The sequence below is a fragment of the Streptomyces sp. NPDC054849 genome, from assembly GCF_053610945.1.
Genome location: NZ_JBSGZI010000003.1, coordinates 146,659 through 167,531, shown reverse-complemented (window position 1 = coordinate 167,531; position 20,873 = coordinate 146,659). Strand labels below are relative to the sequence as shown.

Below are 20,873 nucleotides of genomic sequence, written 5' to 3'. Positions count from 1 at the left end.
CCGCGCCCCGACGGAGGCCGGAAACCCGTGGTGCGCCCGGGAATGCGCCGCCCGGCCCTTCTGTTGTCTCGGATGTCGGTACGTACGGAAACTCGTCGGAGGAGAGGGAGCGCATGACCCAGGTCATCAGCCAGAACCGTCCGCAGGCCGCTGACCTGGACTGGACGGTGCTTCCGGGGCCCAAGCGCAGCTCGCTCCGGGCGGCGGAGGGCCGGGAAGGTCGACTATTCTCCGATTCGAGCGGATCCGCTTTCGGAGCCGCCACGCTGTCGGAGGAGGTGGGTCCTGTCGCTGGGACCGACGAAGGCCACGCGGAGGAGACGACCCCGGAGCGCAACGCGCGCTTCGAGCGGGACGCCCTCGGCTACCTCGACCAGATGTATTCGGCCGCGCTGCGCATGACGCGCAATCCGGCCGACGCCGAGGACCTGGTCCAGGAGACGTACGCGAAGGCATACGCGTCCTTCCACCAGTTCCGCGAGGGCACCAACCTGAAGGCGTGGCTGTACCGCATCCTGACCAACACGTTCATCAACTCCTACCGCAAGAAGCAGCGCGAGCCCCAGCGCAGCGCCGCGGAGGAGATCGAGGACTGGCAGCTGGCGCGTGCCGAGTCGCACATGTCGACCGGACTGCGTTCCGCCGAGTCGCAGGCGCTGGACCACCTGCCCGACTCGGACGTGAAGGAAGCCCTGCAGGCCATTCCGGAGGAGTTCCGCATCGCGGTCTACCTTGCCGACGTAGAGGGCTTTGCGTACAAGGAGATCGCGGACATCATGGGTACACCCATCGGTACGGTCATGTCGCGACTGCACCGTGGCCGCCGTCAACTCCGCGGAATGCTGGAGGACTATGCCCGCGAGCGCGGGCTGGTTCCCGCGGGCGCCGGAGAGACGAACGACCGGAAAGGCTCGGACTCATGAGTTGCGGAGAGCCGCACGAGACAGAGTGCTCTGAGGTCCTGGACCACCTGTACGAGTTCCTCGACCATGAGATGCCCGACAGCGACTGCACGAAGTTCGAGACGCACTTCGGCGAGTGCAATCCCTGTCTGGAGAAGTACGGCTTGGAGCAGGCCGTGAAGAAGCTGGTCAAGCGCTGCTGCGGATCGGATGACGTACCGAGTGACCTGCGGTCGAAGGTGATGGGCCGGATCGAGCTGATCCGGTCCGGTCAGGCGGTGCCCGACCACGACGTCACCGCCGACAATCCCGCTCCCGGCTGACCGGGTCGGCGTCACATTGAACAACCGCCCCCGGAAGGGCACTTCGTTCACCCGAATGTGCTAATCCGGGGGCGTCCGCATGGCGCAATGCGAAAATGTGGCCCACCTCGCTCGGGGCCCCACTTATTCTCCCCATTCGGTGCTGGTTTGATTCAGTACCCGGCTTGCACGCCACAGGGGAGGAGAGCGCCATGCGGGGACTTCCGCCGAAGGCGCGCGGATACATCCTGTGCGCCGTCCTCGGGGCACTCGCCTGCATCGCCCCGGCCCTCGCCGATTCCGGTACGCCCTGGGCGGCCGTGGCCCTGCTCGCCCTGCTCTATCTCGGCTGCGAACTCGTCAAGATCTGCCCGGTGCCGGGAAGCCGGGTCCCCGAGGGCATCGGCTCCTTCTTCCCCGTGGTGCTCGCCGCCGTCTTCCTGCTGCCGCCGGCCGCTGCTGCTCTCGTGGCACTGCCCGGGGGCTTCGCGGGGACCGTGGCCCAGCGGCCCGTCCGGGTGCGCCGGGTGTGGCACTGCGCGCAGCAGGCCATAGCCGCCTGGGCCGCCGGCCAGGTGTTCGCGCTGCTGCGCGGCCCGGCCTCCCTCGGCGCAGGGCACTCCGGCGGGTCCGGGCCTCCCGGGTGGGTGGCCGATTTTCCCTACGTGCTGCTTCCCGCGGCGGCCGCGGCCGCCGCCTTCTGCCTGGTCCTCACCGCCCTCGACGGGGGCATCCTGGCCGCCGCCGAACGCCGGCCCGCCGCCACCGCCTGGCGCGGACTGCTCACCCGCTCCCTCGCCCCCCACTGCGTCCACGGCCTCGCCGGCCTGATGATGGCCGTCATGTGGCGCAGCCCGTACGGGCTCCCGGCAGCCCTCCTCGTCCTGCTGCCGATGTACATCTCCTGCTGGGTCTTCGCCCAGTACCACCGCGAGCGCGCCGCCCACCAGGCCACCATCCGCGCCCTCGTCCAGGCCGTCGACATCAAGGACCGCTACACGCGCGGCCACAGCGAACGGGTCGGCCAGGCCTCCGCGATGATCGCCCGCGAGCTGGGCATGGCCGAGGACCGCATGGAGGTCGTGCGCATCGCCGGGATCCTGCACGACGTCGGGAAGCTCGGCGTCCCCACCCGGCTGCTGCGCAAGGACGGGCCGCTCACGCCCGAGGAGCGCCGGATCATCGAGCTGCACCCCGAGTACGGGCACGAGATGGTGCGCGGGATCGGCTTCCTGGGGGAGGCCCGGTCCGCGATCCTGCACCACCACGAGCGGGTCGACGGCTCCGGCTACCCGTACGGCCTGACCGGTGAGCAGATCCCGGTCCTGGCCCGGGTGGTGGCGGTGGCCGACGCCTTCGACGCGATGACCTCGACCCGCTCGTACAGCCGGGCCCGGCCGGTGCCGACGGCGCTCGCCGAACTGGAGCGGTGCGCGGGGGCCCAGTTCGACCCGGCGATGGTACGGGCCCTTTCGGGCGCCATCGGGCGGCACGGCTGGCATCCGGTGGTCACCTCGGACGAGGACCTCCAGGTGATCAGCGGTTCCGCCGGCGCGGCCGCCGCGGGGGCGAGGCCGGACCAGGGTGCTCCAGGGGACGGGGACCGCGGGGCCGGGCCGGGCGCGCCGCGCGTCCAGGGTCCCCGGTCCGGGCTCGGCGCCCCGGCGTGCCCGGCCGGTGCGGGCGCCAGGAGCCCCGAGGTGCGCAGCCGCCCGCGCGACGGGGACGCGCCGCCGGCCGGCGCCCCCGCCGCGGTGCGCGTCCTGCCCGCGCAGGACGGGACGCCCCGGCCGGGGCAGGCGGGCGACGGCGGCGCGGGGGACGCCGCTACGGCGGCCGGTGTCACCGCGGACGGTGCGACGGTGGCCGGTGTCATCGCGGACGGTTCCGACAAGGGCGGCACGCGGGGCGTCCGGTGAGGGGGATCGCCGCGTGGGCCGTGCGCGGCGCGGCCGGGGTGCTCACCGTCGTCGGCCTCGGCCACACCCTGTGGAACGGCGTCGTGGAGCCCGGCGCCGCCCTGGCCTTCGGAACCCTGATCGCCGTCGGCGAGCTCGCCCGCCGGGACCTCCCGGGCCCCGTCGACCGCCAGACCGCGCCGCTCGGCTCCGCCGGGGCCCTCGCCTACGCCCTGCTCGGCCAGAACGCCGGGCAGCCCACCCACCACGGGGTGCTCCAGACCGTCGCGGTCGTCGTCGCGGCCGCCCTCGCCGGGATCGTCCCGCACGTCGCCCGCGGCCGCGGTCCCGTCGTCGACCACCTGTCCCGCCGGGTGCTCACCGTCACCTTCGCCGCCGTCTGTTTCCAGCCGCTCTACAACTCCGGGCGCCTGGAAGAGCGGGTGGGCCAGGGCCCGTACCTCGTCCTGTTCCTGCTCTTCCTCCTCGGCCTCACCGCCCTGTGCGACGCCGTGCTCGCCGCCGTACTGGCCGGGGCCCGCACGGGCTGGCCGTACGGGCCTCTGCTGCGCGACGAGCTGCACGCCCAGCTCGGCATCGGCTCGGCGATCTGTGCCACCGGCGTCGTGATGGCGCTCGGCGTGGCCGTCGCGGGACTGTGGGCCATACCCGTCTTCAGCGTGCCCCTGCTGCTGACCCAGCTGTCCTTCCACCGGATCACCGCGATCCGCACCACCTACCGCCAGACCATCACCTCCCTGGCCCGCGCCACCGAGATCGCCGGCTACACCCGGCCGGGCCACGCCCGCCGGGTGGCCGCCCTGAGCTGCGCCGTCGGCCGGGAGCTGGGCCTCTCGGAGCGGGAGCTCACGGTGCTGGAGTACGCCGCCCTGATGCACGACATCGGGCAGCTCTCCCTCGTCGACCCGGTCCCGGACGGAGCCACCGCCGAACTGCCCGCCGCCGAGGCCCGCCGGATCGCCGGGCTGGGCGGGGAGGTGGCCCGGCAGACCGGGGTGCCCGCCGAGGTCGCCTTGGTGGTGGAGCGGCAGGCGGATCCGTACCGCCGTCAGCCCGCACTGGCCCGCATCGTGCGTACCGTGAATGCGTACGACGACCTGGTCGGGGGAAGCCGTCACCCGGGCGGCTCACTGGCCGCCCTGGAACAGCTCCGGCTGGGGACGGGGCACGACTACCAGCCGGAGATCGTTGAGTGCCTGGCCAGGGTTCTGGCCAGGGGCGGACGTGACAGAGTTGTTCCCGTCCCACCTGGGTAACCCATGGGTAATGAGCGGCCGTCCGAGTGGGCATGGTTGGATGCCAGTAGGGGGACCGTGAGAGTGTCCGCAGGACTGCACCGTAGGACCGGCAGGCGGGAATCGTGAGGATCTTCGGGAAGGTACGGCATCGGCCCTCCGCCTCGTGGCGGCAGGCCACCGACCGCGCGTTCACGCTGATCGGCGACGGGCGGTACGAGGACGCGGGCGCGCTTCTGACCAGAGCCGCGGACCTGGAGCCCTGGCTGTCCGAGTCCTGGTTCAATCTGGCTCTGCTGCACAAGTTCCGGCACGACTGGGAGCAGGCGCGGGCCGCCGGTCTGCGCGCCGTGGCCCTGCTGGACCGCGAGACGGGCGCCCCGGACTGGTGGAACGTCGGGATCGCCGCGACCGCCCTGCAGGACTGGCCGCTGGCCCGGAGGGCCTGGCAGGCGTACGGGCTGAAAGTGCCCGGAGACCCCCACGGCGCGGGTCCGGGCGGGAAGGGCAGCGGCGAACCGGTCGGCATGGAGCTCGGCAGCGCCGCCGTGCGGCTCTCGCCGGAGGGTGAGGCCGAGGTGGTCTGGGGCCGCCGGCTGGACCCGGCCCGGCTGGAGGTCCTGTCGATCCCACTGCCCTCCTCGGGGCGGCGCTGGGGCGAGGTCGTGCTCCATGACGGGGTTCCGCACGGCGAGCGGGTGACCGCGGCCGGCCCCTCCTACCCCGTGTTCGACGAGATCGAGCTGTGGGCGCCGTCGCCGGTGCCGACCTGGGTGGTGCTGCTGGAGGCGGCCACCGAGGCCGACCGCGACGCGCTGGAACAGCTGGCCTCGGACGCCGGCTTCGCCGCCGAGGACTGGTCCTCGTCGGTGCGGCTCCTGTGCCGGACCTGCTCGGAGAGCGAGATGCCGAGCGACGAGGGCGACGGCGAGCACCTGGATCCGCACGACCACAGCGAGCCGGGGCATCCGGGACCGCTGGGGCACCGTACGGCCGGCTCCGGCTCCCTGTGGGTGCCCGAGCGCGAATGCGGCATCGCGGCGCCGGCCGGTCTCGTGCGCGGACTGCTCGACGGATGGGTCGCGGACAGCCCGGGCACCCGGGAGTGGCGGGATCTCGAAGAAGTCTGCTGAGCCGGGCCGTAGGCTGTACGGGCACATCGATGGCCGCCACGACCATCGGTGACCGGGACTTACGGAAGGCGTACGGCGGACATGGCGCAGCAGGAGAACGAGGTTGTCGAGGTCGTGAACGACGGGTACGTCGTGGACACCGAGGACTGTGAGGCGCGCGAGCTCGCCCACCGTCAGCGCGGTACGGCCCGTCCGATCACGGTGGTCGGCAACCCGGTCCTGCACCGGGAGTGCAAGGACGTCACCGAGTTCGGCGACGAGCTGGCGCAGCTGATCGACGACATGTTCGCCAGCCAGAAGGCCGCCGAGGGCGTGGGCCTGGCCGCGAACCAGATCGGCGTGGACGCCAAGGTCTTCGTCTACGACTGCCCGGACGACGACGGCAAGCGCCACACCGGTGTCGTGGTCAACCCGAAGCTGGTCGAGCTTCCGGCCGGCGCCCGGGTGCTGGACGACTCGAACGAGGGCTGCCTGTCGGTCCCCACGGCGTACGCCTCGCTGGCCCGCCCCGACTACGCCGAGGTCGAGGGCCAGGACGCGCAGGGCAACCCGATCAAGGTGCGCGGCACCGGCTACTTCGCCCGCTGCCTGCAGCACGAGACCGACCACCTGTACGGCTACCTCTACATCGACCGCCTCTCGAAGCGGGACCGCAAGGACGCCCTGCGGCAGATGGAAGAGGGCACCCCGCGCTACGAGACCGTCCCGAACGCGTAGTACCAGGACGCTAGGCGGCCTGCGGGCCCCGGAAGGTGCGCCGGAAGGAGTTCGGCGTGGTGCCCAGGGTCCGCAGGAAGTGGTGGCGCAGGGCGGCCGCGTTGCCGAAACCGCAGCGGCCGGCGATCGCGTCGACCGTCTCGTCGGTGGACTCCAGCAGCTCCTGCGCCAGCAGCACCCGCTGGCGCAGCACCCACTTGTACGGCGTGGTGCCGGTCTCCTGCAGGAAGCGGCGGGCGAAGGTGCGCGGGGACATGTGCGCGCGCTCCGCGAGCTGCTCGACGGTGATCTCGTCCTCCAGGTGGCGGGTCATCCACTGGATCACCTCTCCCACCGTGTCGCAGGCCGTGCGCGGCAGCGGTCGCTGGATGTACTGGGCCTGCCCGCCGTCCCGGTGCGGCGGTACGACCATGCGCCGCGCGATGGTGTTGGCCACCTCGGCCCCGTGCGCCTGGCGGATCACGTGCAGGCAGGCGTCGATGCCGGAGGCGGTGCCGGCCGAGGTGATCACCGTGCCCTCGTCGACGTAGAGCACGTCCGGGTCGACCAGCGCCCGCGGGAAGCGCTGCGCCAGGGCCGGGGCGTGCATCCAGTGCGTGGTGCAGTGCCGGCCGTCCAGCAGCCCCGCCGCGCCGAGCACGTAGGCCCCGCTGCACACGCTGAGCACGCGCGCACCCCGGTCCACGCCGCGGCGCAGCGCTGCCAGGAGGGGTTCCGGGTACGTGCGCTCGGCCGCGTTGCGAAAGGCGGGTACGCAGATCAGTTCGGCGCTCTCCAGCCGCTCCAGCCCGTGGGCGGGGGCGAACGCGAAACCGGTGCCCGCCATGGTCAGCGGGCCCTCCTCCGCCGCGCACACGGCGAAGTCGTACACCGGCAGCCCGTGATCGCTGCGGTCGATTCCGAAGACTTCGCAGAAGATCCCGAACTCGAAAGGGGCGACTTGGTCGAGGAGGGCCACGGCCACGTTGTTCAGCATGACCCCAGTGTGGCAGTAATTCGCTCTTCTATGACAGTCCTGCCACTGTTCGATCTTCGCGGTTCTGGCGAGAGTGGAGCCATGAACACGTTGCTGAGTTACCTCGCCGTCCTTGCCATCGCCGTCCTGCTGCTCGCCCCCGGCCTGTACGGGGCCCTGCGCGACCGGCGGATCGACCGGCAGCTGCGAGCCGTCGAGACCCGGCTCGTGTGGCTGCCGCGCCAGAAGGCGGGCGGCCTGCCGCCCACCGCCCGTCGGCCCCGCGCCCGGCACGCCGCGATGCACTGGGGACCCGTCGCCCACTGAGCTCGGGCCTCCGGGCAACCGGGCGACCGGACATCCGGGCATCCGGGCATCCGGGCGACCGGGCAGTTGGGCAGCCGGGCAACCAGGCGCCGGAAACGCGAGAAGCCGGGACGCGGTGGTGCACCGCATCCCGGCTTCGCGGCGCTACCGCGTGCCGACCGAAACCTAGAAGTCCTCGTCCAGGTCGACCGTGCCCTCGACCGCGACCTGGTAGGCCGACGGACGGCGCTCGAAGAAGTTGGTCAGCTCCTGGACGCCCTGCAGCTCCATGAAGGAGAACGGGTTCTGCGAGCCGTACACGGGCGGGAAGCCGAGGCGGACCAGGCGCTGGTCCGCGACGCACTCCAGGTACTCGCGCATCGACTCGGTGTTCATGCCCGGCAGACCGTCGCCGCACAGGTCGCGGCCGAACTGCAGCTCCGCCTCCACGGCCTCCTTCAGCATGTCGGCGACCTGCTGCCGGAGCGCGTCGTCGAAGAGCTCCGGCTCCTCCTTGCGGACCGTGTCCACGACCTCGAAGGCGAAGTTCATGTGCATGGTCTCGTCGCGGAACACCCAGTTGGTGCCGGTGGCCAGACCGTGCAGCAGGCCGCGGGAGCGGAACCAGTACACGTACGCGAAGGCGCCGTAGAAGAACAGGCCCTCGATGCACGCGGCGAAGCAGATCAGGTTCAGCAGGAAGCGGCGGCGGTCGGCCTGCGTCTCCAGCCGGTCGATCTTCTCGACCGAGTCCATCCACTTGAAGCAGAACTGCGCCTTCTCGCGGATGGAGGGGATCTCCTCGACCGCGTCGAAGGCGGCCGCGCGGTCGTCCGGGTCGGGCAGGTAGGTGTCGAGCAGCGTCAGGTAGAACTGGACGTGCACGGCCTCCTCGAACAGCTGGCGCGACAGGTACAGGCGCGCCTCCGGGGAGTTGATGTGCTTGTAGAGCGTCAGCACCAGGTTGTTCGAGACGATCGAGTCGCCCGTCGCGAAGAACGCGACCAGACGTCCGATCATGTGCTGCTCGGCGGGCGTCAGCTTCGCCAGGTCGGCGACGTCCGAGTGGAGGTCCACCTCCTCGACCGTCCACGTGTTCTTGATCGCGTCCCGGTAGCGCTCGTAGAAGTCCGGGTAGCGCATCGGGCGGAGCGTGAGCTCGAAGCCCGGGTCCAGGAGGTTCTTGGTGTCGTTGGAGCTCATTACTGGCAGGCCTCGCAGGACTCGGGGTTCTCAAGGGAGCAGGCGAGCGCCTCCGCGTCGGCCACGGCCTGCGGGAGCGCCACCGGAGCGGCGGCCTGCGCGGCGCGGGCGATCTTCGTCGCGGGGCGCGAGCGCAGGTAGTAGGTGGTCTTCAGGCCCTGCTTCCAGGCGTACGCGTACATCGAGCTGAGCTTGCCGATGGTGGGCGTCTCCAGGAAGAGGTTCAGCGACTGCGACTGGTCCAGGAACGGCGTACGCGCCGCCGCCATGTCGATCAGGCCGCGCTGCGGGATCTCCCACGCCGTGCGGTACAGCTCGCGGACCTCGGCCGGGATCCAGCCGAAGCCCTGAACCGAGCCGGAGGAGTCGCGCAGCGCCTCGCGGGTCTGGGCGTCCCACACGCCGAGCTGCTTCAGTTCCTCCACCAGGTAACCGTTCACCTGGAGGAACTCACCGCTGAGCGTCTCGCGCTTGAAGAGGTTGGAGACCTGCGGCTCGATGCACTCGTACACGCCGGCGATCGAGGCGATCGTGGCCGTCGGGGCGATGGCGAGGAGCAGGGAGTTGCGCATGCCCGTCTGGGCGACGCGGGCACGCAGGGCGTCCCAGCGCTCCGGCCAGTTCAGCTCCACGTCGTAGTGGTCCGGGTGCAGGACGCCGCGCGCGGTGCGGGTCTGCTCCCAGGCCGGCAGCGGGCCGCTGCGCTCGGCGAGGTCGCAGGAGGCCTCGTACGCGGCCAGCATGATGCGCTCGGAGAGCTTGGTGGACAGGGCCTTCGCCTCGGGGGAGTCGAAGGGCAGCTTGAGCTTGAAGAAGACGTCCTGGAGGCCCATCGCGCCCAGGCCCACCGGCCGCCAGCGCGCGTTGGAACGGCCGGCCTGCTCGGTCGGGTAGAAGTTGATGTCCACCACGCGGTCGAGGAAGGTGACCGCGGTGCGGACGGTCTCGTCGATCCGCTCCCAGTCGATGGCGCCGTCCACGACGAACGCGCCCAGGTTGACCGAACCGAGGTTGCAGACGGCCGTCTCGCCGTCATTGGTGACCTCGATGATCTCGGTGCACAAGTTCGAGGAGTGCACCACCGTGCCCGGCTCGGCGGTCTGGTTCGCCGTGCGGTTGGAGGCGTCCTTGAAGGTCATCCAGCCCTGGCCGGTCTGCGCGAGGGTGCGCATCATCCGGCCGTACAGGTCGCGGGCGGGCATGGTCTTGCGGGCCAGGCCGTCCGCCTCGGCCTTGCGGTACGCGGCGTCGAAGTCGTCGCCCCACAGGTCGACCAGCTCGGGCACGTCGGCCGGGGAGAACAGCGACCACTCGGCGTCGGCGTTCACGCGGCGCATGAACTCGTCCGGCACCCAGTGCGCCAGGTTGAGGTTGTGCGTACGGCGCTGGTCCTCACCGGTGTTGTCGCGGAGTTCCAGGAACTCCTCGATGTCCGCGTGCCAGGTCTCCAGGTAGACCGCGGCGGCGCCCTTGCGGCGGCCGCCCTGGTTGACGGCGGCGACGGAGGCGTCGAGCGTCTTCAGGAACGGCACGATGCCGTTGGAGTGGCCGTTGGTGCCGCGGATCAGCGACCCGCGGGCGCGGATGCGGGAGTACGAGAGGCCGATGCCGCCGGCGTGCTTGGAGAGGCGCGCGACCTGGTGGTAGCGGTCGTAGATCGAGTCCAGCTCGTCCAGCGGGGAGTCCAGCAGGTAGCAGGAGGACATCTGCGGGTGCCGGGTACCGGAGTTGAAGAGGGTGGGGGAGGACGGCAGGTAGTCGAGACGGCTCATCAGCCGGTACAGCGAGGCCACTTCCTCGACGGCCTGGACGCTCTCGTCCGCGGCGAGGCCGCAGGCCACGCGCAGCATGAAGTACTGAGGGGTCTCGATCACCTGACGGGTGATCGGGTGGCGCAGCAGGTAGCGGCTGTGCAGGGTGCGCAGGCCGAAGAAGCCGAAGCGGTCGTCGGCGCCCTCGGCGAGGGTGAGCTCGACCAGCGAGTCCAGGCGGCTCGCGTGGGTCCGTACGAACTCGGCGGTCCGGTCGGCGATGAGGCCCTCGCGGTGGCCGACCTCGACGGAGGCGGAGAAGGAGGTGGAGCCCTGGCTCGCGGCCTCGTCGCGCACGGCCAGCGTCAGCAGCCGGGCGGCGAGCTTCGAGTACGCCGGGTCCTCGGAGATGAGTCCGGCGGCGGCCTCGGTGGCCAGCCCCCGCAGTTCGGCGTCGTCGGCGGCGGAGCTGCGGCCGCGCAGCGCGGAGGCGGCGACCCGGCCGGGGTCGGTGTCGGGGAGGTCCGCCGTCAGTTCGGTGAGGGTACGCAGCAGCGTGGCCCCCGGGCCCTCGGTGTTGTCGCCAGAAACGGACTCGGCGCGCGGTGCGGAAGGCGCGATGGTCACGGCGGGAGCTCTCCCTCGCTCGGCCCGGTCATCGGCGGAGCGGGGCGCGAGCGGGCGCATGCGGGCGCGACAGGAACGCGTACCCCCGCATGGCGTCCACCGGCCCAACCGCGAGGCCCGGACGAATCGGCACCCGGTTCGGTCGAGCCGGGCGCGCTGTCGGCAGGTCCTCGGACTTGGCGTCCGGTAGCCGGACACTTCATACCGTTGCGGGACAGTTCCGGATTCGCACCGGATTCCCCTGCGGCGACAGCAGCCATGAGCATACATGTGGGGGGGCGTCGATGCGCGACCCCCCACATGTTGTGTCGGCTCGCTACCGCTCGAGTACGCCCAGCTCCAATGCGTACGTCAACAAGGGGACGTTGGGGACGGGGGACCAGTCCCGCTCGGGAGTCCGTACAAAGCCCAGCCGCTCGTAGATCCGGTGCGCGGCGGGGCTCTCGGCCTGAGTCGAGAGCACCAGGCGCGTCACGCCTTCGATGGCCCGCGCCCGCTGGATGCAGGCACGCACCAAGGCCTCGCCCGCGCCCCGGCCGCGGCCGGCACGGGACACGCTGAGCATCCGGAACTCGGCTTCGCCGGGCCCGGCGATGTCGGCCATACGGCAGCCGGGAGGGGCGAAGGTCACACCACCCAGCAGGACGCCGTCCAAGGCGGCCACGAGCACCTCTGCGTCGGCGGCCCGGCCGGCGACGTCGCGCAGCGCGCGTTCGTACGAGTCGTCCTCGTTGGCGTCCAGGAGCCCGTCGTCGAGGTAGGCCTGCGCCGTGATGTCGCCCAGCTCCGCGTAGTCCCCGGGTACGGCAGTTCTGATCACGATGTCCATGCGGTCGAGTGTGCAGGACGGGTGCCGGCGGGCGGCACTATCGTCGGAGACAGCACCGTCGAGGAAGGCGAGCGAGGCATGCTCGCACGCCTCTGCATGCAGCACCGGCCCGAATTGTGGCTTCACATGGAGCGGGGGTTGGCTGTCGGGGACTACCGCTCGGGTCGCGTAAGAGTGGGCAGACCCCGCCCCGGTCCTGATGGTCGTCGAGGTGACCTCGTATGACGCTGACACCGACCGGCGCGACCGCGTGGAGAAGCCCCTCGCCTACGCGCAGACTGGCATCCCTGTGTATCTGCTCACCGACCGGGAGGCGTGCGACGTGACCGTGTTCAGCGAGCCGGACGGCCGCCGGTATGCGAACACCCGGACGGTGGAGTTCGGCAACGACGTTGAACTCCCTGACCCGGTCAACGTCACCCTCCAGACCGAGTCCCTGAAGGACTGGGTGCGCTGAACCGCCAGAAGGCCCCGCCGCAGGAAGCGGCGGGGCCTTCGGCGCGGGTGGGCGGGTCAGCAGCAGCCGAAGCCCTCGCGGGGGTCCGCCTCGCGCGCGTCCGTGCGGGCGCGTTCGAAGGCGCGGCGGGTGAGGACCTCCGCCTCCGGGTCGTGGGAGCGGGCGTGGGCCACGTACCGGTCGTACGCGGCCTCCCCCGAGAACTCCCGTACGTAGAACCGGGCCCTGGCGAGCACGCTCCGTACGGTGCTCACGCCACCGGCTCCTTGACCTGCCCGCCGCCCGAGTCGAGACCCGCCGCGGCGAGTTCCGCCCTCTCCTCGGCGGTGGCGATCAGTCCGGCCGGGGCGACGATCTTCGACTCGGTCCAGGGGATCTCGGAGAGGGTGGCCGACTCCGGCTTGCGCACGGCCTTGACGCAGGTCCGGGCCGCGTCCGCGAGGACCACGATGATCAGGATCGCGAAGAGGGCGCAGAGGACGCCGTCGACCGTGGCGTTGGTGACCACGGTGTGCATGTCGTCCATGCTCTTGGCGGGCGGCAGGACCTTGTCGGCGTCGATGCCGGCCTGGTACTTGTCGCGCTGGGCGAAGAAGCCGACCTTCACGTCCTCCGAGAAGATCTTCTGGTAGCTCGCGGTGAGGGTCACCGTGGCGTCCCAGATCAGCGGAACGCCCGTCACCCAGGCCCACTTGAGCCGGCCCGACTTGATCAGCAGCGTGGTGCAGACGGCCAGGGCGACCGCGGCGAGCAGCTGGTTGGCGATGCCGAAGAGCGGGAAGAGCTGGTTGATGCCGCCCAGCGGGTCCTTGATGCCGACCCACAGGAAGTAGCCCCACGCGCCGACGACGATCGCGCTCGCGAACCACACGCCGGGCTTCCAGCTGACGTTCTTGAAGGACTTGTGGACGTTGCCGAGGGTGTCCTGGAGCATGAACCGGCCCACGCGCGTGCCCGCGTCGAGCGTCGTCAGGATGAAGAGCGCCTCGAACATGATCGCGAAGTGGTACCAGAACGCCTTCATCCCGGCGCCGCCGATCACGGCGGAGAAGATCTCCGACATTCCGAGTGCGAAGGTCGGCGCGCCGCCCGTACGGGACAGCAGGCTGGCCTCCTCGACGTCCTTGGCGGCCTGGGCGAGTGCCTCGGGGGAGATGGCGAAGCCGAAGTTCGTCACCGCCTGGGAGGCGGACTCGACCGTGGTGCCGACGATCCCGGGCGGCGAGTTGACCGCGAAGAAGAGGCCGGGCTCGATGATGCAGGCGGCGATGATGGCCATGACGGCGACGAACGACTCGGTCAGCATCGCGCCGTAGCCGATCATGCGGACCTGGGTCTCCTTCTGGATCATCTTCGGGGTGGTGCCCGAGGAGACCAGGGCGTGGAAGCCCGAGAGCGCGCCGCACGCGATGGTGATGAAGACGAACGGGAACATCGACCCGGCGAAGACCGGGCCGTCGCCGCGGGCCGCGAAGTCGGTGACCGAGGGCATCTTCAGCGTCGGCATCGCGATGACCACGCCGATCGCGAGGAGCGCGATGGTGCCGATCTTCATGAAGGTGGAGAGGTAGTCGCGGGGCGCGAGCAGCATCCACACCGGCAGCACCGACGCCAGGAAGCCGTACACCACCATCCAGACGACCAGCGTCTCCTTCTCCAGGGTGAAGGTGCCGGCGAAGGAGGACTCGGCGACCCAGCCGCCCGCGACGATCGCGAGCAGCAGCAGCGCGACGCCGATGACGGAGACCTCGGTGACCCGGCCCGGCCGCAGGATGCGCAGGTAGAAGCCCATGAAGACGGCGATCGGGATGGTCATGCCGATGGAGAAGACGCCCCAGGGCGAGTGGGCCAGGGCGTTGACGATGACCAGGGCCAGCACGGCCAGCAGGATGATCATGATGGCGAACACGGCGACCAGGGCGGCGGCCCCGCCGACGGGGCCGATCTCGTCCCGCGCCATCTGGCCGAGCGAACGCCCGTCGCGGCGGGTGGAGAAGAACAGCGTGACCATGTCCTGGACGGCCCCGGCGAAGATCACGCCCGCGACGATCCAGATGGTCCCCGGCAGGTAGCCCATCTGCGCGGCGAGCACGGGACCGACGAGCGGGCCGGCGCCGGCGACGGCGGCGAAGTGGTGGCCGAAGAGGACCCGGCGGTCGGTGGGGTGGAAGTCGACACCGTTGTCAAGACGTTCGGCGGGCGTCGCCCGGGTGGCGTCCACCTTCAGCACGCGGTGCGCGATGAACCGCGCGTAGAAGCGGTAGGCGATCGCGTACGAGCCCAGCGCGGCGGCGAGCAGCCAGGCGGCGGAGACCTCCTCGCCGCGCGAGAGCGCCAGCACGCCCCAGCCGAGGGCGCCGACGAGTCCGACCAGCACCCACGCGGCGATGGACTTCGGGGAGGGCGAGCCCGGCCTCGTGCCCGAACTCGCCGTGTTCCGTTCTGTCCCTGTTGCTTGCGGTTCAGGCATGACCCTCGTCCCCTCGTCGATCATCTGCGTAAGCGCAGGGAATCTACGGGGGATTGCCCGGTCAGCGTAAGACCCCGTCCGTATTCCGGTATGTGAAGAATTCCGGTAGACGGGGGCCGAAGGCCGAGGTCGCGGGCCCGGGGCCGAGGGCCCGGGACCGGGGTCCGGAATCCGGCGACGGGTGTCAGACGGCGGGGCGCTTGAGCCGGGCGACGAACTTGTACCGGTCCCCGCGGTACACCGACCGCACCCACTCCACCGGTTCCCCTTCGGCGTCCAGGGAGTGGCGGGAGAGCATCAGCATCGGCAGCCCGACGTCGGTGCCGAGCAGGCCGGCCTCGCGCGGGGTGGCGAGCGAGGTCTCGATCGTCTCCTCGGCCTCGGCGAGGTGGACGTCGTAGACCTCGGCGAGTGCGGTGTAGAGAGAGGTGTACTTGGCGAGCGAACGGCGCAGCGCGGGGAAGCGTTTGGCCGACAGATGGGTGGTCTCGATGGCCATCGGCTCGCCGCTGGCCAGGCGCAGCCGCTCGATGCGCAGCACCCGTCCACCAGTGGCGATCTTGAGCAGTCCGGCGAGGGTGTCGTCGGCCGTCACGTAGCCGATGTCGAGGAGCTGGGAGGTCGGCTCCAGACCCTGGGCCCGCATGTCCTCCGTGTACGAGGTCAGTTGGAGGGCCTGGGAGACCTTGGGCTTGGCAACGAAGGTGCCTTTGCCCTGGATTCGCTCCAGTCGCCCCTCTACGACCAATTCCTGGAGAGCCTGCCGGACGGTGGTGCGCGAGGTGTCGAATTCGGCCGCGAGCGTGCGCTCCGGCGGCACCGGCGTTCCGGGTGGCAGTGTCTCGGTCATGTCGAGCAAGTGCCGCTTGAGTCGGTAGTACTTGGGAACACGCGCCGTACGGGTGGCTGCCCCGCCGTCCGGCTCCGTGGTCGCCCCTTCGGTGGCCATCGCCGCCCGCCTTCCCGACTCCAGTTTCGCTGCCGTCACCGGCTCCTCCGATATGTGCGGTCACATCGTGACACGAGTGGGGGGACAGGCCTTCTCTCTCCCCAGGTGTCGGTCCGATAACGGACCGAGCACCCGCTCATTAGACCCTTGACACCCCTAAAGGTCTAGGCCAAGCTCCAGCTACTGGTCTAAACCAATATGGATCAGATCCCGGCCCCACGGCAGTACTTCGCGTATGTCACCGCGGCGGGCAAGGGAAGTGCAGGCAGGCATCCCTGAGGAGGGTGGCGTGAAGCGCAAGCTCATCGTGGCGGTCAGTGTCGCGGGCATGATGGCCGGAGTCGCTGCGTGCGGCAACGGCGGCGACGACAAGGCCAAGGCCGACGCGGGCCCCAAGGAGATCACCGTCTGGGTGATGGACGGCTCCGCGCCGAAGGCCTGGATCGACGAGGTCAACAAGGAGTTCTCGGCCAAGCACCCCGGTGTCACGGTCAAGGTCGAGGAGCAGAAGTGGACCGGCATCCAGGAGAAGGTCACCACGGCTCTCTCCGAGAACACCCCTCCGGACGTTCTTGAGCTCGGCAACACCCAGACCGCCGGCTACGCGGTCACCGGAGGTCTCGCCGACCTGAGCGGCGACAAGGCCAAGCTCGGCGCCGACGCCTGGCAGAAGAGCATGCTCGCCTCGGCCGAGGTCGACGGCAAGCTCTACTCCGCCCCGTGGTACGCCGCCAACCGCGTCGTCATCTACGACAAGAAGGCCTTCGAGAAGGCCGGTGTCACCCCGCCGAAGACCCGCGACGAGTGGGTCGCCGGTCTGGAGAAGCTGAAGGCGGCCGACCCGGCCTCGCAGCCGATCTACCTCCCCGGCCAGAGCTGGTACGTCCTCGCCGGTCTCATCTGGGACGAGGGCGGCGACCTCGCCGTCAAGGACGGCGGCAAGTGGAAGGGCGGACTGGGCACCCCGCAGACCGCTTCCGCGATGGAGTTCTACAAGAAGCTCCAGTCCTTCTCCACCGCCCCCAAGGACAAGGACGAGGCCAACCCGCAGCAGTCCACCGACATCGTTCCCAAGGGCGGCGTCGCCTCCTGGATCGGTCTCGGCTGGGAGGCCGGCGGTGCCGAGAAGGCGCTGAAGGACGCGGGCAAGGAGGCCGACTTCGGCTACTTCCCGATCCCGGGCAAGACCGCGGACAAGACCAGCACCGTCTTCCTCGGCGGCTCGAACCTCGCGGTCGCCGAGCGCTCCAAGAACAAGGAGCTCGCCAAGGAGTGGCTGGCCCTCGCCGCAGGCAAGGACCAGATGACCAAGTACGCCGCCGAGACCAAGGGCGCCCTGCTGCCGAACCAGGCCGGCGCGAACTTCACCCCGGCCGCCGGCTCCTTCGCCGAGGCCATGGGCAAGGCCGGCGTCAACGGCAGGATCACTCCGGTCACCGCGGGCTGGGCGAACGTCGAGACCGAGCCGAACCCCATCAAGGAGTTCATGACCAAGGTGCTGAACGGTGAGGACGCCGCCAAGGCGGGCGCGGACGCGGACAAGGAAATCGCGAACCGCATCAACAAGTAGCCCCACCGCAGTTCCGCACCACCCAGCAGTGTGATCGCACCGGGGGCACGGCAGGCGCCAAGCCGCCTCTGCCGTGCCCCCGGTCGCGCATTTGACTCCACAGTCAACCGCGAGGAAGCCACGCCATGACCGTGCACTCCCAGGGAGCGATGACCGCCGCTCCACAGGACGCACCACAGAAGTCCGCCGGACGGCCCGGGAAGTCCGCGTCCCCGACGACCGGCCCCGGTCCCCAGTCTCCTCGCGGGGGCGGAAAGTCGCTCCCGTCGGGGTGGCTGCCCTACCTGCTGGTCGGGCCCGCGGTGCTCGCCCTCGCGACACTGCTGCTGTACCCACTGATCAAGAACGTGATCCTGTCCTTCCAGGACATCAACAAGATCGAGTTCATTCAGCGGAAGTACCCCTTCGCGGGCTTCTCCAACTACACCGAGCTGATCGGTGACGCGGACTTCTGGACCGTGGTCGTCCGCAGCTTCGCCTTCACCGCGGCCAACGTCGTACTGATCATGGTGTTCGGCAGCCTCATCGGCATCCTGCTGAACCGGCTCGGCAAGAAGATGCGACTGGTTCTGTCCATGGCGCTGGTGATGGCCTGGGCCATGCCGATCGTCGCCTCCGTGCAGGTCTTCAAGTGGCTGTTCGACGAGCAGTTCGGCGTCATGAACTGGGTGATGCGCACCGCCGGCTTCGCCGGTTACGAGCAGCACAACTGGATGCAGACGGGCCTCTCGACCCTCACGATCGTCACCGTCCTGGTGGTCTGGGGCTCCATCCCCTTCGTCGCCCTCAACATGTACGCCGGCCTCACCACCGTCGGCGCCGAGCTGTACGAGGCCGCCCGGATGGACGGCGCCAACGGCTGGCAGACCTTCTGGAAGATCGTCTTCCCGAACCTCAAGCCGTTCTTCCTCGTCACCACGTTCCTCGAGGTGATCTGGGTCTTCAAAGCCTTCACCCAGGTCTACGCGATGAACAAGGGCGGCCCCGACCGCGCCTCCGAGATCCTCCCGGTCTTCGCCTACGTCGAGGGCCAGAGCCAGGCCCACTACGGCCTCGCCGCCGCGATCTCCGTCCTGACGATCCTCATCCTCGTGGTCGTCATGTCCTTCTACTTCCGCCTGATCCTGAAGCAGGAGGAGGAGCAGTGAGCACGACCACCGCCCCGAAGCCCACGGCTTCCGAGAAGCCCGCACAGCAGCTCCGGACCCGTCGCCCGGTCCGCCCCGGAGCCGTGGCCAAGAACCTCGGCGCGCTCCTGCTGGCCCTGGTCTTCGTCTTCCCCGTGTACTGGATGTTCTCCTCGGCCCTCAAGCCGGCCGACCAGATGCTCACGAAGGACCCCGTCTTCGTCTTCTCGCCGACGCTGGACAACTTCACCAAGGCCACCGGGGTCGAGAACTTCTGGACGTACGTCACCAACAGCGTCTTGGTCACCGTCGGCGCCGTCCTGCTGGCCCTGCTCGTCGCCCTCGCCGCGAGCTTCGCCATCGCCCGGATGCGGTTCAAGGGCCGCAAGGGTCTCGTCCTCACCGTGATGATGGCCCAGATGGCCCCCTGGGAGGTCATGGTCATCGCGATGTACATGATCGCCCGCGACGGCGAGATGCTGAACAGCCTCCCGCTGCTCACCGCGATCTACTTCGTGATGATCCTCCCCTTCACCATCTGGACCCTGCGCGGCTTCATCGCCGCCGTCCCGGTGAGCCTGGAGGAGGCGGCCCAGATCGACGGCTGCACCCGCGGCCAGGCCTTCCGCAAGGTGATCTTCCCGCTGCTGGCACCCGGCCTGATGTCCACCTCGCTCTTCGGCTTCATCACGGCCTGGAACGAGTTCGCCATGGTCCTGATCCTGAACAAGGACAAGAGCGCGCAGACCCTGCCGCTCTGGCTGACCGAGTTCATGTCGGCCTTCGGCAACGACTGGGGCGCCACCATGGCCGCGTCCTCGCTCTTCGCGGTCCCGGTCCTGCTCATCTTCATCTTCCTCCAGCGCAAGGCCGTCGGCGGCATGACCGCCGGCGCCGTGAAGGGATAACGGCCGCCATGACTGTCCTTGCGCACCGCACCACCGCGTCCGACGAGGTCACCCGCGACGCCCTGGCGGTCCTGCAGCCCGGCTTCGAGGGCACCACGGCCCCCGCCTGGCTGCTCCGCCAGGTCGGCGAAGGCCTCACCGCCGTCGGCCTGTTCGGCCGCAACATCGCCTCCCCCGAGCAGCTCGCCGCGCTGACCGCGCAGCTGCGTACCGAGCGGGACGACGTCCTCGTGGCCATCGACGAGGAGGGCGGCGACGTCACCCGCCTGGAGGTCCGGGGCGGCTCGTCCTTCCCCGGCAACCTGGCCCTCGGCGCCGTCGACGACACCCTCCTCACCCACGACGTCGCCCGCGAGCTGGGCCGCCGCCTCGCCGAGTGCGGGGTCAACCTCAACTGGGCCCCGTCCGCGGACGTCAACTCCAACCCGGACAACCCGGTGATCGGCGTACGGTCCTTCGGCGCCGACACCCACCTCGCCGCCCGGCACACCGCCGCCTACGTCGAGGGCCTCCAGGCCGCCGGCGTCGCCGCGTGCACCAAGCACTTCCCGGGTCACGGCGACACCAACGTCGACTCGCATCACGCCCTGCCGCGCATCGACGTGGACCTGGAAACCCTCCAGGCCCGCGAGCTCGTGCCCTTCAAAGCGGCCATCGCGGCCGGCACCAAGGCCGTGATGAGCGCGCACATCCTGGTGCCCGCCCTGGACCCGACCCGCCCGGCCACGCTCAGCCCGCAGATCCTGACCGGCCTGCTGCGCAGGGAACTCGGCTACGACGGCCTCATCGTCACCGACGGCATGGAGATGAACGCCATCGCCGGGACGTACGGGATCGAGCGCGGCTCGGTCCTGGCCATCGCGGCCGGCGCCGACGCCATCTGCGTCGGCGGCGGACTCGCCGACGAGGCCACCGTACTGCGGCTGCGTGACGCGCTGGTCGCGGCCGTACGCGAGGGCACGCTCCCCGAGGAGCGCCTCGCCGACGCCGCCGCCCGCGTCCGGGCGCTGGCCGCGTGGACCCGAGGGGCCCGGCCGGACGCGCAGCCGGAGGGGAGCCGCGCGTCCGGCATCGGCCTGACGGCCGCCCGCCGCGCCCTGGTCGTCACCGGCCGGGTGAAGCCCCTCGACGCCCCGTACGTCGCGACCCTGGCCCCGGTCGCGAACATCGCGGTCGGCGACGAGACCCCGTGGGGCGTGGCGGGCGAGCTGGCCGCCCTCGTGCCGGGGACCGCGGCGGGCGTGTACCCGGAGGGCGCCTCGGCCGGGGACATCCTGGCGGCGGCGGGGGACCGTACGGTCGTCGCGGTGGTCCGCGACGCACACCGGCACGTGTGGATGACCGAGGCCCTGGACGCGCTGGTCGCGGCCCGGCCGGACACGGTCGTGGTCGAGATGGGCCTTCCCAGGGCGGAGCCCCGCGGGGCGCTGCACATCGCCACGCACGGCGCGTCGCGCGTCTGTGGCCGGGCCGCGGCCGAGGTCATCGCCGGGGCATAGCCGCCTGCGGGGTT

Annotated in this window: 18 protein-coding genes, 1 pseudogene and 1 riboswitch; of the genes and pseudogenes, 12 read left to right on the top strand and 7 right to left on the bottom strand. The window is 70.6% G+C overall.

Translation table 11 applies throughout. The features are described from left to right. Positions 1 to 278: 278 nt before the first annotated feature. The 6 genes and pseudogenes from ACWGIF_RS02990 (at position 279) to def (ending at position 6,208) form a co-directional block, all read left to right on the top strand. On the top strand, positions 279 to 923 hold the full coding sequence (locus ACWGIF_RS02990; protein ID WP_453490124.1) for a sigma-70 family RNA polymerase sigma factor: 645 nt from the start codon (positions 279 to 281) through the stop codon (positions 921 to 923). Next, on the top strand, positions 920 to 1,225 hold the full coding sequence (gene rsrA / locus ACWGIF_RS02985; protein ID WP_030032336.1) for a mycothiol system anti-sigma-R factor: 306 nt from the start codon (positions 920 to 922) through the stop codon (positions 1,223 to 1,225). The genes ACWGIF_RS02990 and rsrA overlap by 4 nt, the downstream gene beginning before the upstream one ends. Before the next feature lie 191 nt (positions 1,226 to 1,416). After that, a pseudogene (locus tag ACWGIF_RS02980) lies at positions 1,417 to 2,832 on the top strand (HD-GYP domain-containing protein); the annotation flags it as partial. 287 nt (positions 2,833 to 3,119) lie between these two features. Then, positions 3,120 to 4,379, top strand: coding sequence for an HD-GYP domain-containing protein (locus tag ACWGIF_RS02975; protein ID WP_453490071.1), 1,260 nt, complete (start codon positions 3,120 to 3,122; stop codon positions 4,377 to 4,379). A 104-nt stretch (positions 4,380 to 4,483) separates the two neighbouring features. Further along, a complete protein-coding gene (locus ACWGIF_RS02970; RefSeq protein ID WP_453490068.1) occupies positions 4,484 to 5,491 on the top strand; it encodes a tetratricopeptide repeat protein in 1,008 nt (335 codons plus the stop codon). 81 nt (positions 5,492 to 5,572) lie between these two features. After that, positions 5,573 to 6,208, top strand: a complete 636-nt coding sequence (gene def, locus ACWGIF_RS02965; RefSeq protein ID WP_453490065.1) for a peptide deformylase — start codon at positions 5,573 to 5,575, stop codon at positions 6,206 to 6,208. Positions 6,209 to 6,218: 10 nt separating this feature from the next. Here the strand turns inward: def and ACWGIF_RS02960 are convergent, their stop codons facing one another. Then, on the bottom strand, positions 6,219 to 7,184 hold the full coding sequence (locus tag ACWGIF_RS02960) for a helix-turn-helix domain-containing protein (protein WP_453490062.1): 966 nt from the start codon (positions 7,182 to 7,184) through the stop codon (positions 6,219 to 6,221). Positions 7,185 to 7,265: 81 nt separating this feature from the next. On the opposite strand from ACWGIF_RS02960, the gene ACWGIF_RS02955 reads away from it, so the two are divergent. Then, on the top strand, positions 7,266 to 7,490 hold the full coding sequence (locus ACWGIF_RS02955; protein ID WP_453490059.1) for a hypothetical protein: 225 nt from the start codon (positions 7,266 to 7,268) through the stop codon (positions 7,488 to 7,490). Positions 7,491 to 7,655: 165 nt separating this feature from the next. On the opposite strand, the gene ACWGIF_RS02950 is transcribed toward ACWGIF_RS02955, so the two are convergent. From ACWGIF_RS02950 to ACWGIF_RS02940, 3 genes are all read right to left on the bottom strand, one after another. Next, the gene (locus ACWGIF_RS02950; RefSeq protein WP_453490056.1) at positions 7,656 to 8,672 is read right to left on the bottom strand and encodes a ribonucleotide-diphosphate reductase subunit beta; all 1,017 of its coding nucleotides are present in this window, start codon (positions 8,670 to 8,672) and stop codon (positions 7,656 to 7,658) included. Next, positions 8,672 to 11,050, bottom strand: coding sequence for a ribonucleoside-diphosphate reductase subunit alpha (locus ACWGIF_RS02945; protein WP_453490053.1), 2,379 nt, complete (start codon positions 11,048 to 11,050; stop codon positions 8,672 to 8,674). Before ACWGIF_RS02945 ends, ACWGIF_RS02950 begins: the two co-directional genes overlap by 1 nt. A gap of 144 nt (positions 11,051 to 11,194) precedes the next feature. Further along, positions 11,195 to 11,326: riboswitch (cobalamin riboswitch) on the bottom strand. 40 nt (positions 11,327 to 11,366) lie between these two features. Then, positions 11,367 to 11,879, bottom strand: coding sequence for a GNAT family N-acetyltransferase (locus ACWGIF_RS02940; protein WP_453490050.1), 513 nt, complete (start codon positions 11,877 to 11,879; stop codon positions 11,367 to 11,369). Between the two features lie 211 nt (positions 11,880 to 12,090). Between ACWGIF_RS02940 and ACWGIF_RS02935 the strand changes: the two genes are divergently transcribed. Next, a complete protein-coding gene (locus tag ACWGIF_RS02935; RefSeq protein ID WP_453490047.1) occupies positions 12,091 to 12,336 on the top strand; it encodes a Uma2 family endonuclease in 246 nt (81 codons plus the stop codon). A gap of 56 nt (positions 12,337 to 12,392) precedes the next feature. Here the strand turns inward: ACWGIF_RS02935 and ACWGIF_RS02930 are convergent, their stop codons facing one another. From ACWGIF_RS02930 to ACWGIF_RS02920, 3 genes are all read right to left on the bottom strand, one after another. Next, the gene (locus ACWGIF_RS02930) at positions 12,393 to 12,590 is read right to left on the bottom strand and encodes a CstA-like transporter-associated (seleno)protein (protein WP_453490044.1); all 198 of its coding nucleotides are present in this window, start codon (positions 12,588 to 12,590) and stop codon (positions 12,393 to 12,395) included. Then, positions 12,587 to 14,830, bottom strand: a complete 2,244-nt coding sequence (locus ACWGIF_RS02925; RefSeq protein ID WP_453490041.1) for a carbon starvation CstA family protein — start codon at positions 14,828 to 14,830, stop codon at positions 12,587 to 12,589. Before ACWGIF_RS02925 ends, ACWGIF_RS02930 begins: the two co-directional genes overlap by 4 nt. Positions 14,831 to 14,990: 160 nt before the next feature. Further along, the gene (locus tag ACWGIF_RS02920) at positions 14,991 to 15,755 is read right to left on the bottom strand and encodes a GntR family transcriptional regulator (protein WP_453490121.1); all 765 of its coding nucleotides are present in this window, start codon (positions 15,753 to 15,755) and stop codon (positions 14,991 to 14,993) included. 289 nt (positions 15,756 to 16,044) lie between these two features. On the opposite strand from ACWGIF_RS02920, the gene ACWGIF_RS02915 reads away from it, so the two are divergent. The 4 genes from ACWGIF_RS02915 to ACWGIF_RS02900 all read left to right on the top strand — a co-directional run bounded on the left by ACWGIF_RS02915 (position 16,045) and on the right by ACWGIF_RS02900 (position 20,859). After that, entirely contained in the window at positions 16,045 to 17,325 is a 1,281-nt protein-coding gene (locus tag ACWGIF_RS02915) for an extracellular solute-binding protein (RefSeq protein WP_453490038.1), read from the top strand. Positions 17,326 to 17,450: 125 nt separating this feature from the next. Next, the gene (locus tag ACWGIF_RS02910; RefSeq protein ID WP_453490035.1) at positions 17,451 to 18,473 is read left to right on the top strand and encodes a carbohydrate ABC transporter permease; all 1,023 of its coding nucleotides are present in this window, start codon (positions 17,451 to 17,453) and stop codon (positions 18,471 to 18,473) included. Then, the gene (locus tag ACWGIF_RS02905; RefSeq protein ID WP_453490032.1) at positions 18,470 to 19,360 is read left to right on the top strand and encodes a carbohydrate ABC transporter permease; all 891 of its coding nucleotides are present in this window, start codon (positions 18,470 to 18,472) and stop codon (positions 19,358 to 19,360) included. Before ACWGIF_RS02910 ends, ACWGIF_RS02905 begins: the two co-directional genes overlap by 4 nt. 8 nt (positions 19,361 to 19,368) lie before the next feature. Beyond that, on the top strand, positions 19,369 to 20,859 hold the full coding sequence (locus ACWGIF_RS02900) for a glycoside hydrolase family 3 protein (RefSeq protein ID WP_453490029.1): 1,491 nt from the start codon (positions 19,369 to 19,371) through the stop codon (positions 20,857 to 20,859). Positions 20,860 to 20,873 lie beyond the last annotated feature (14 nt).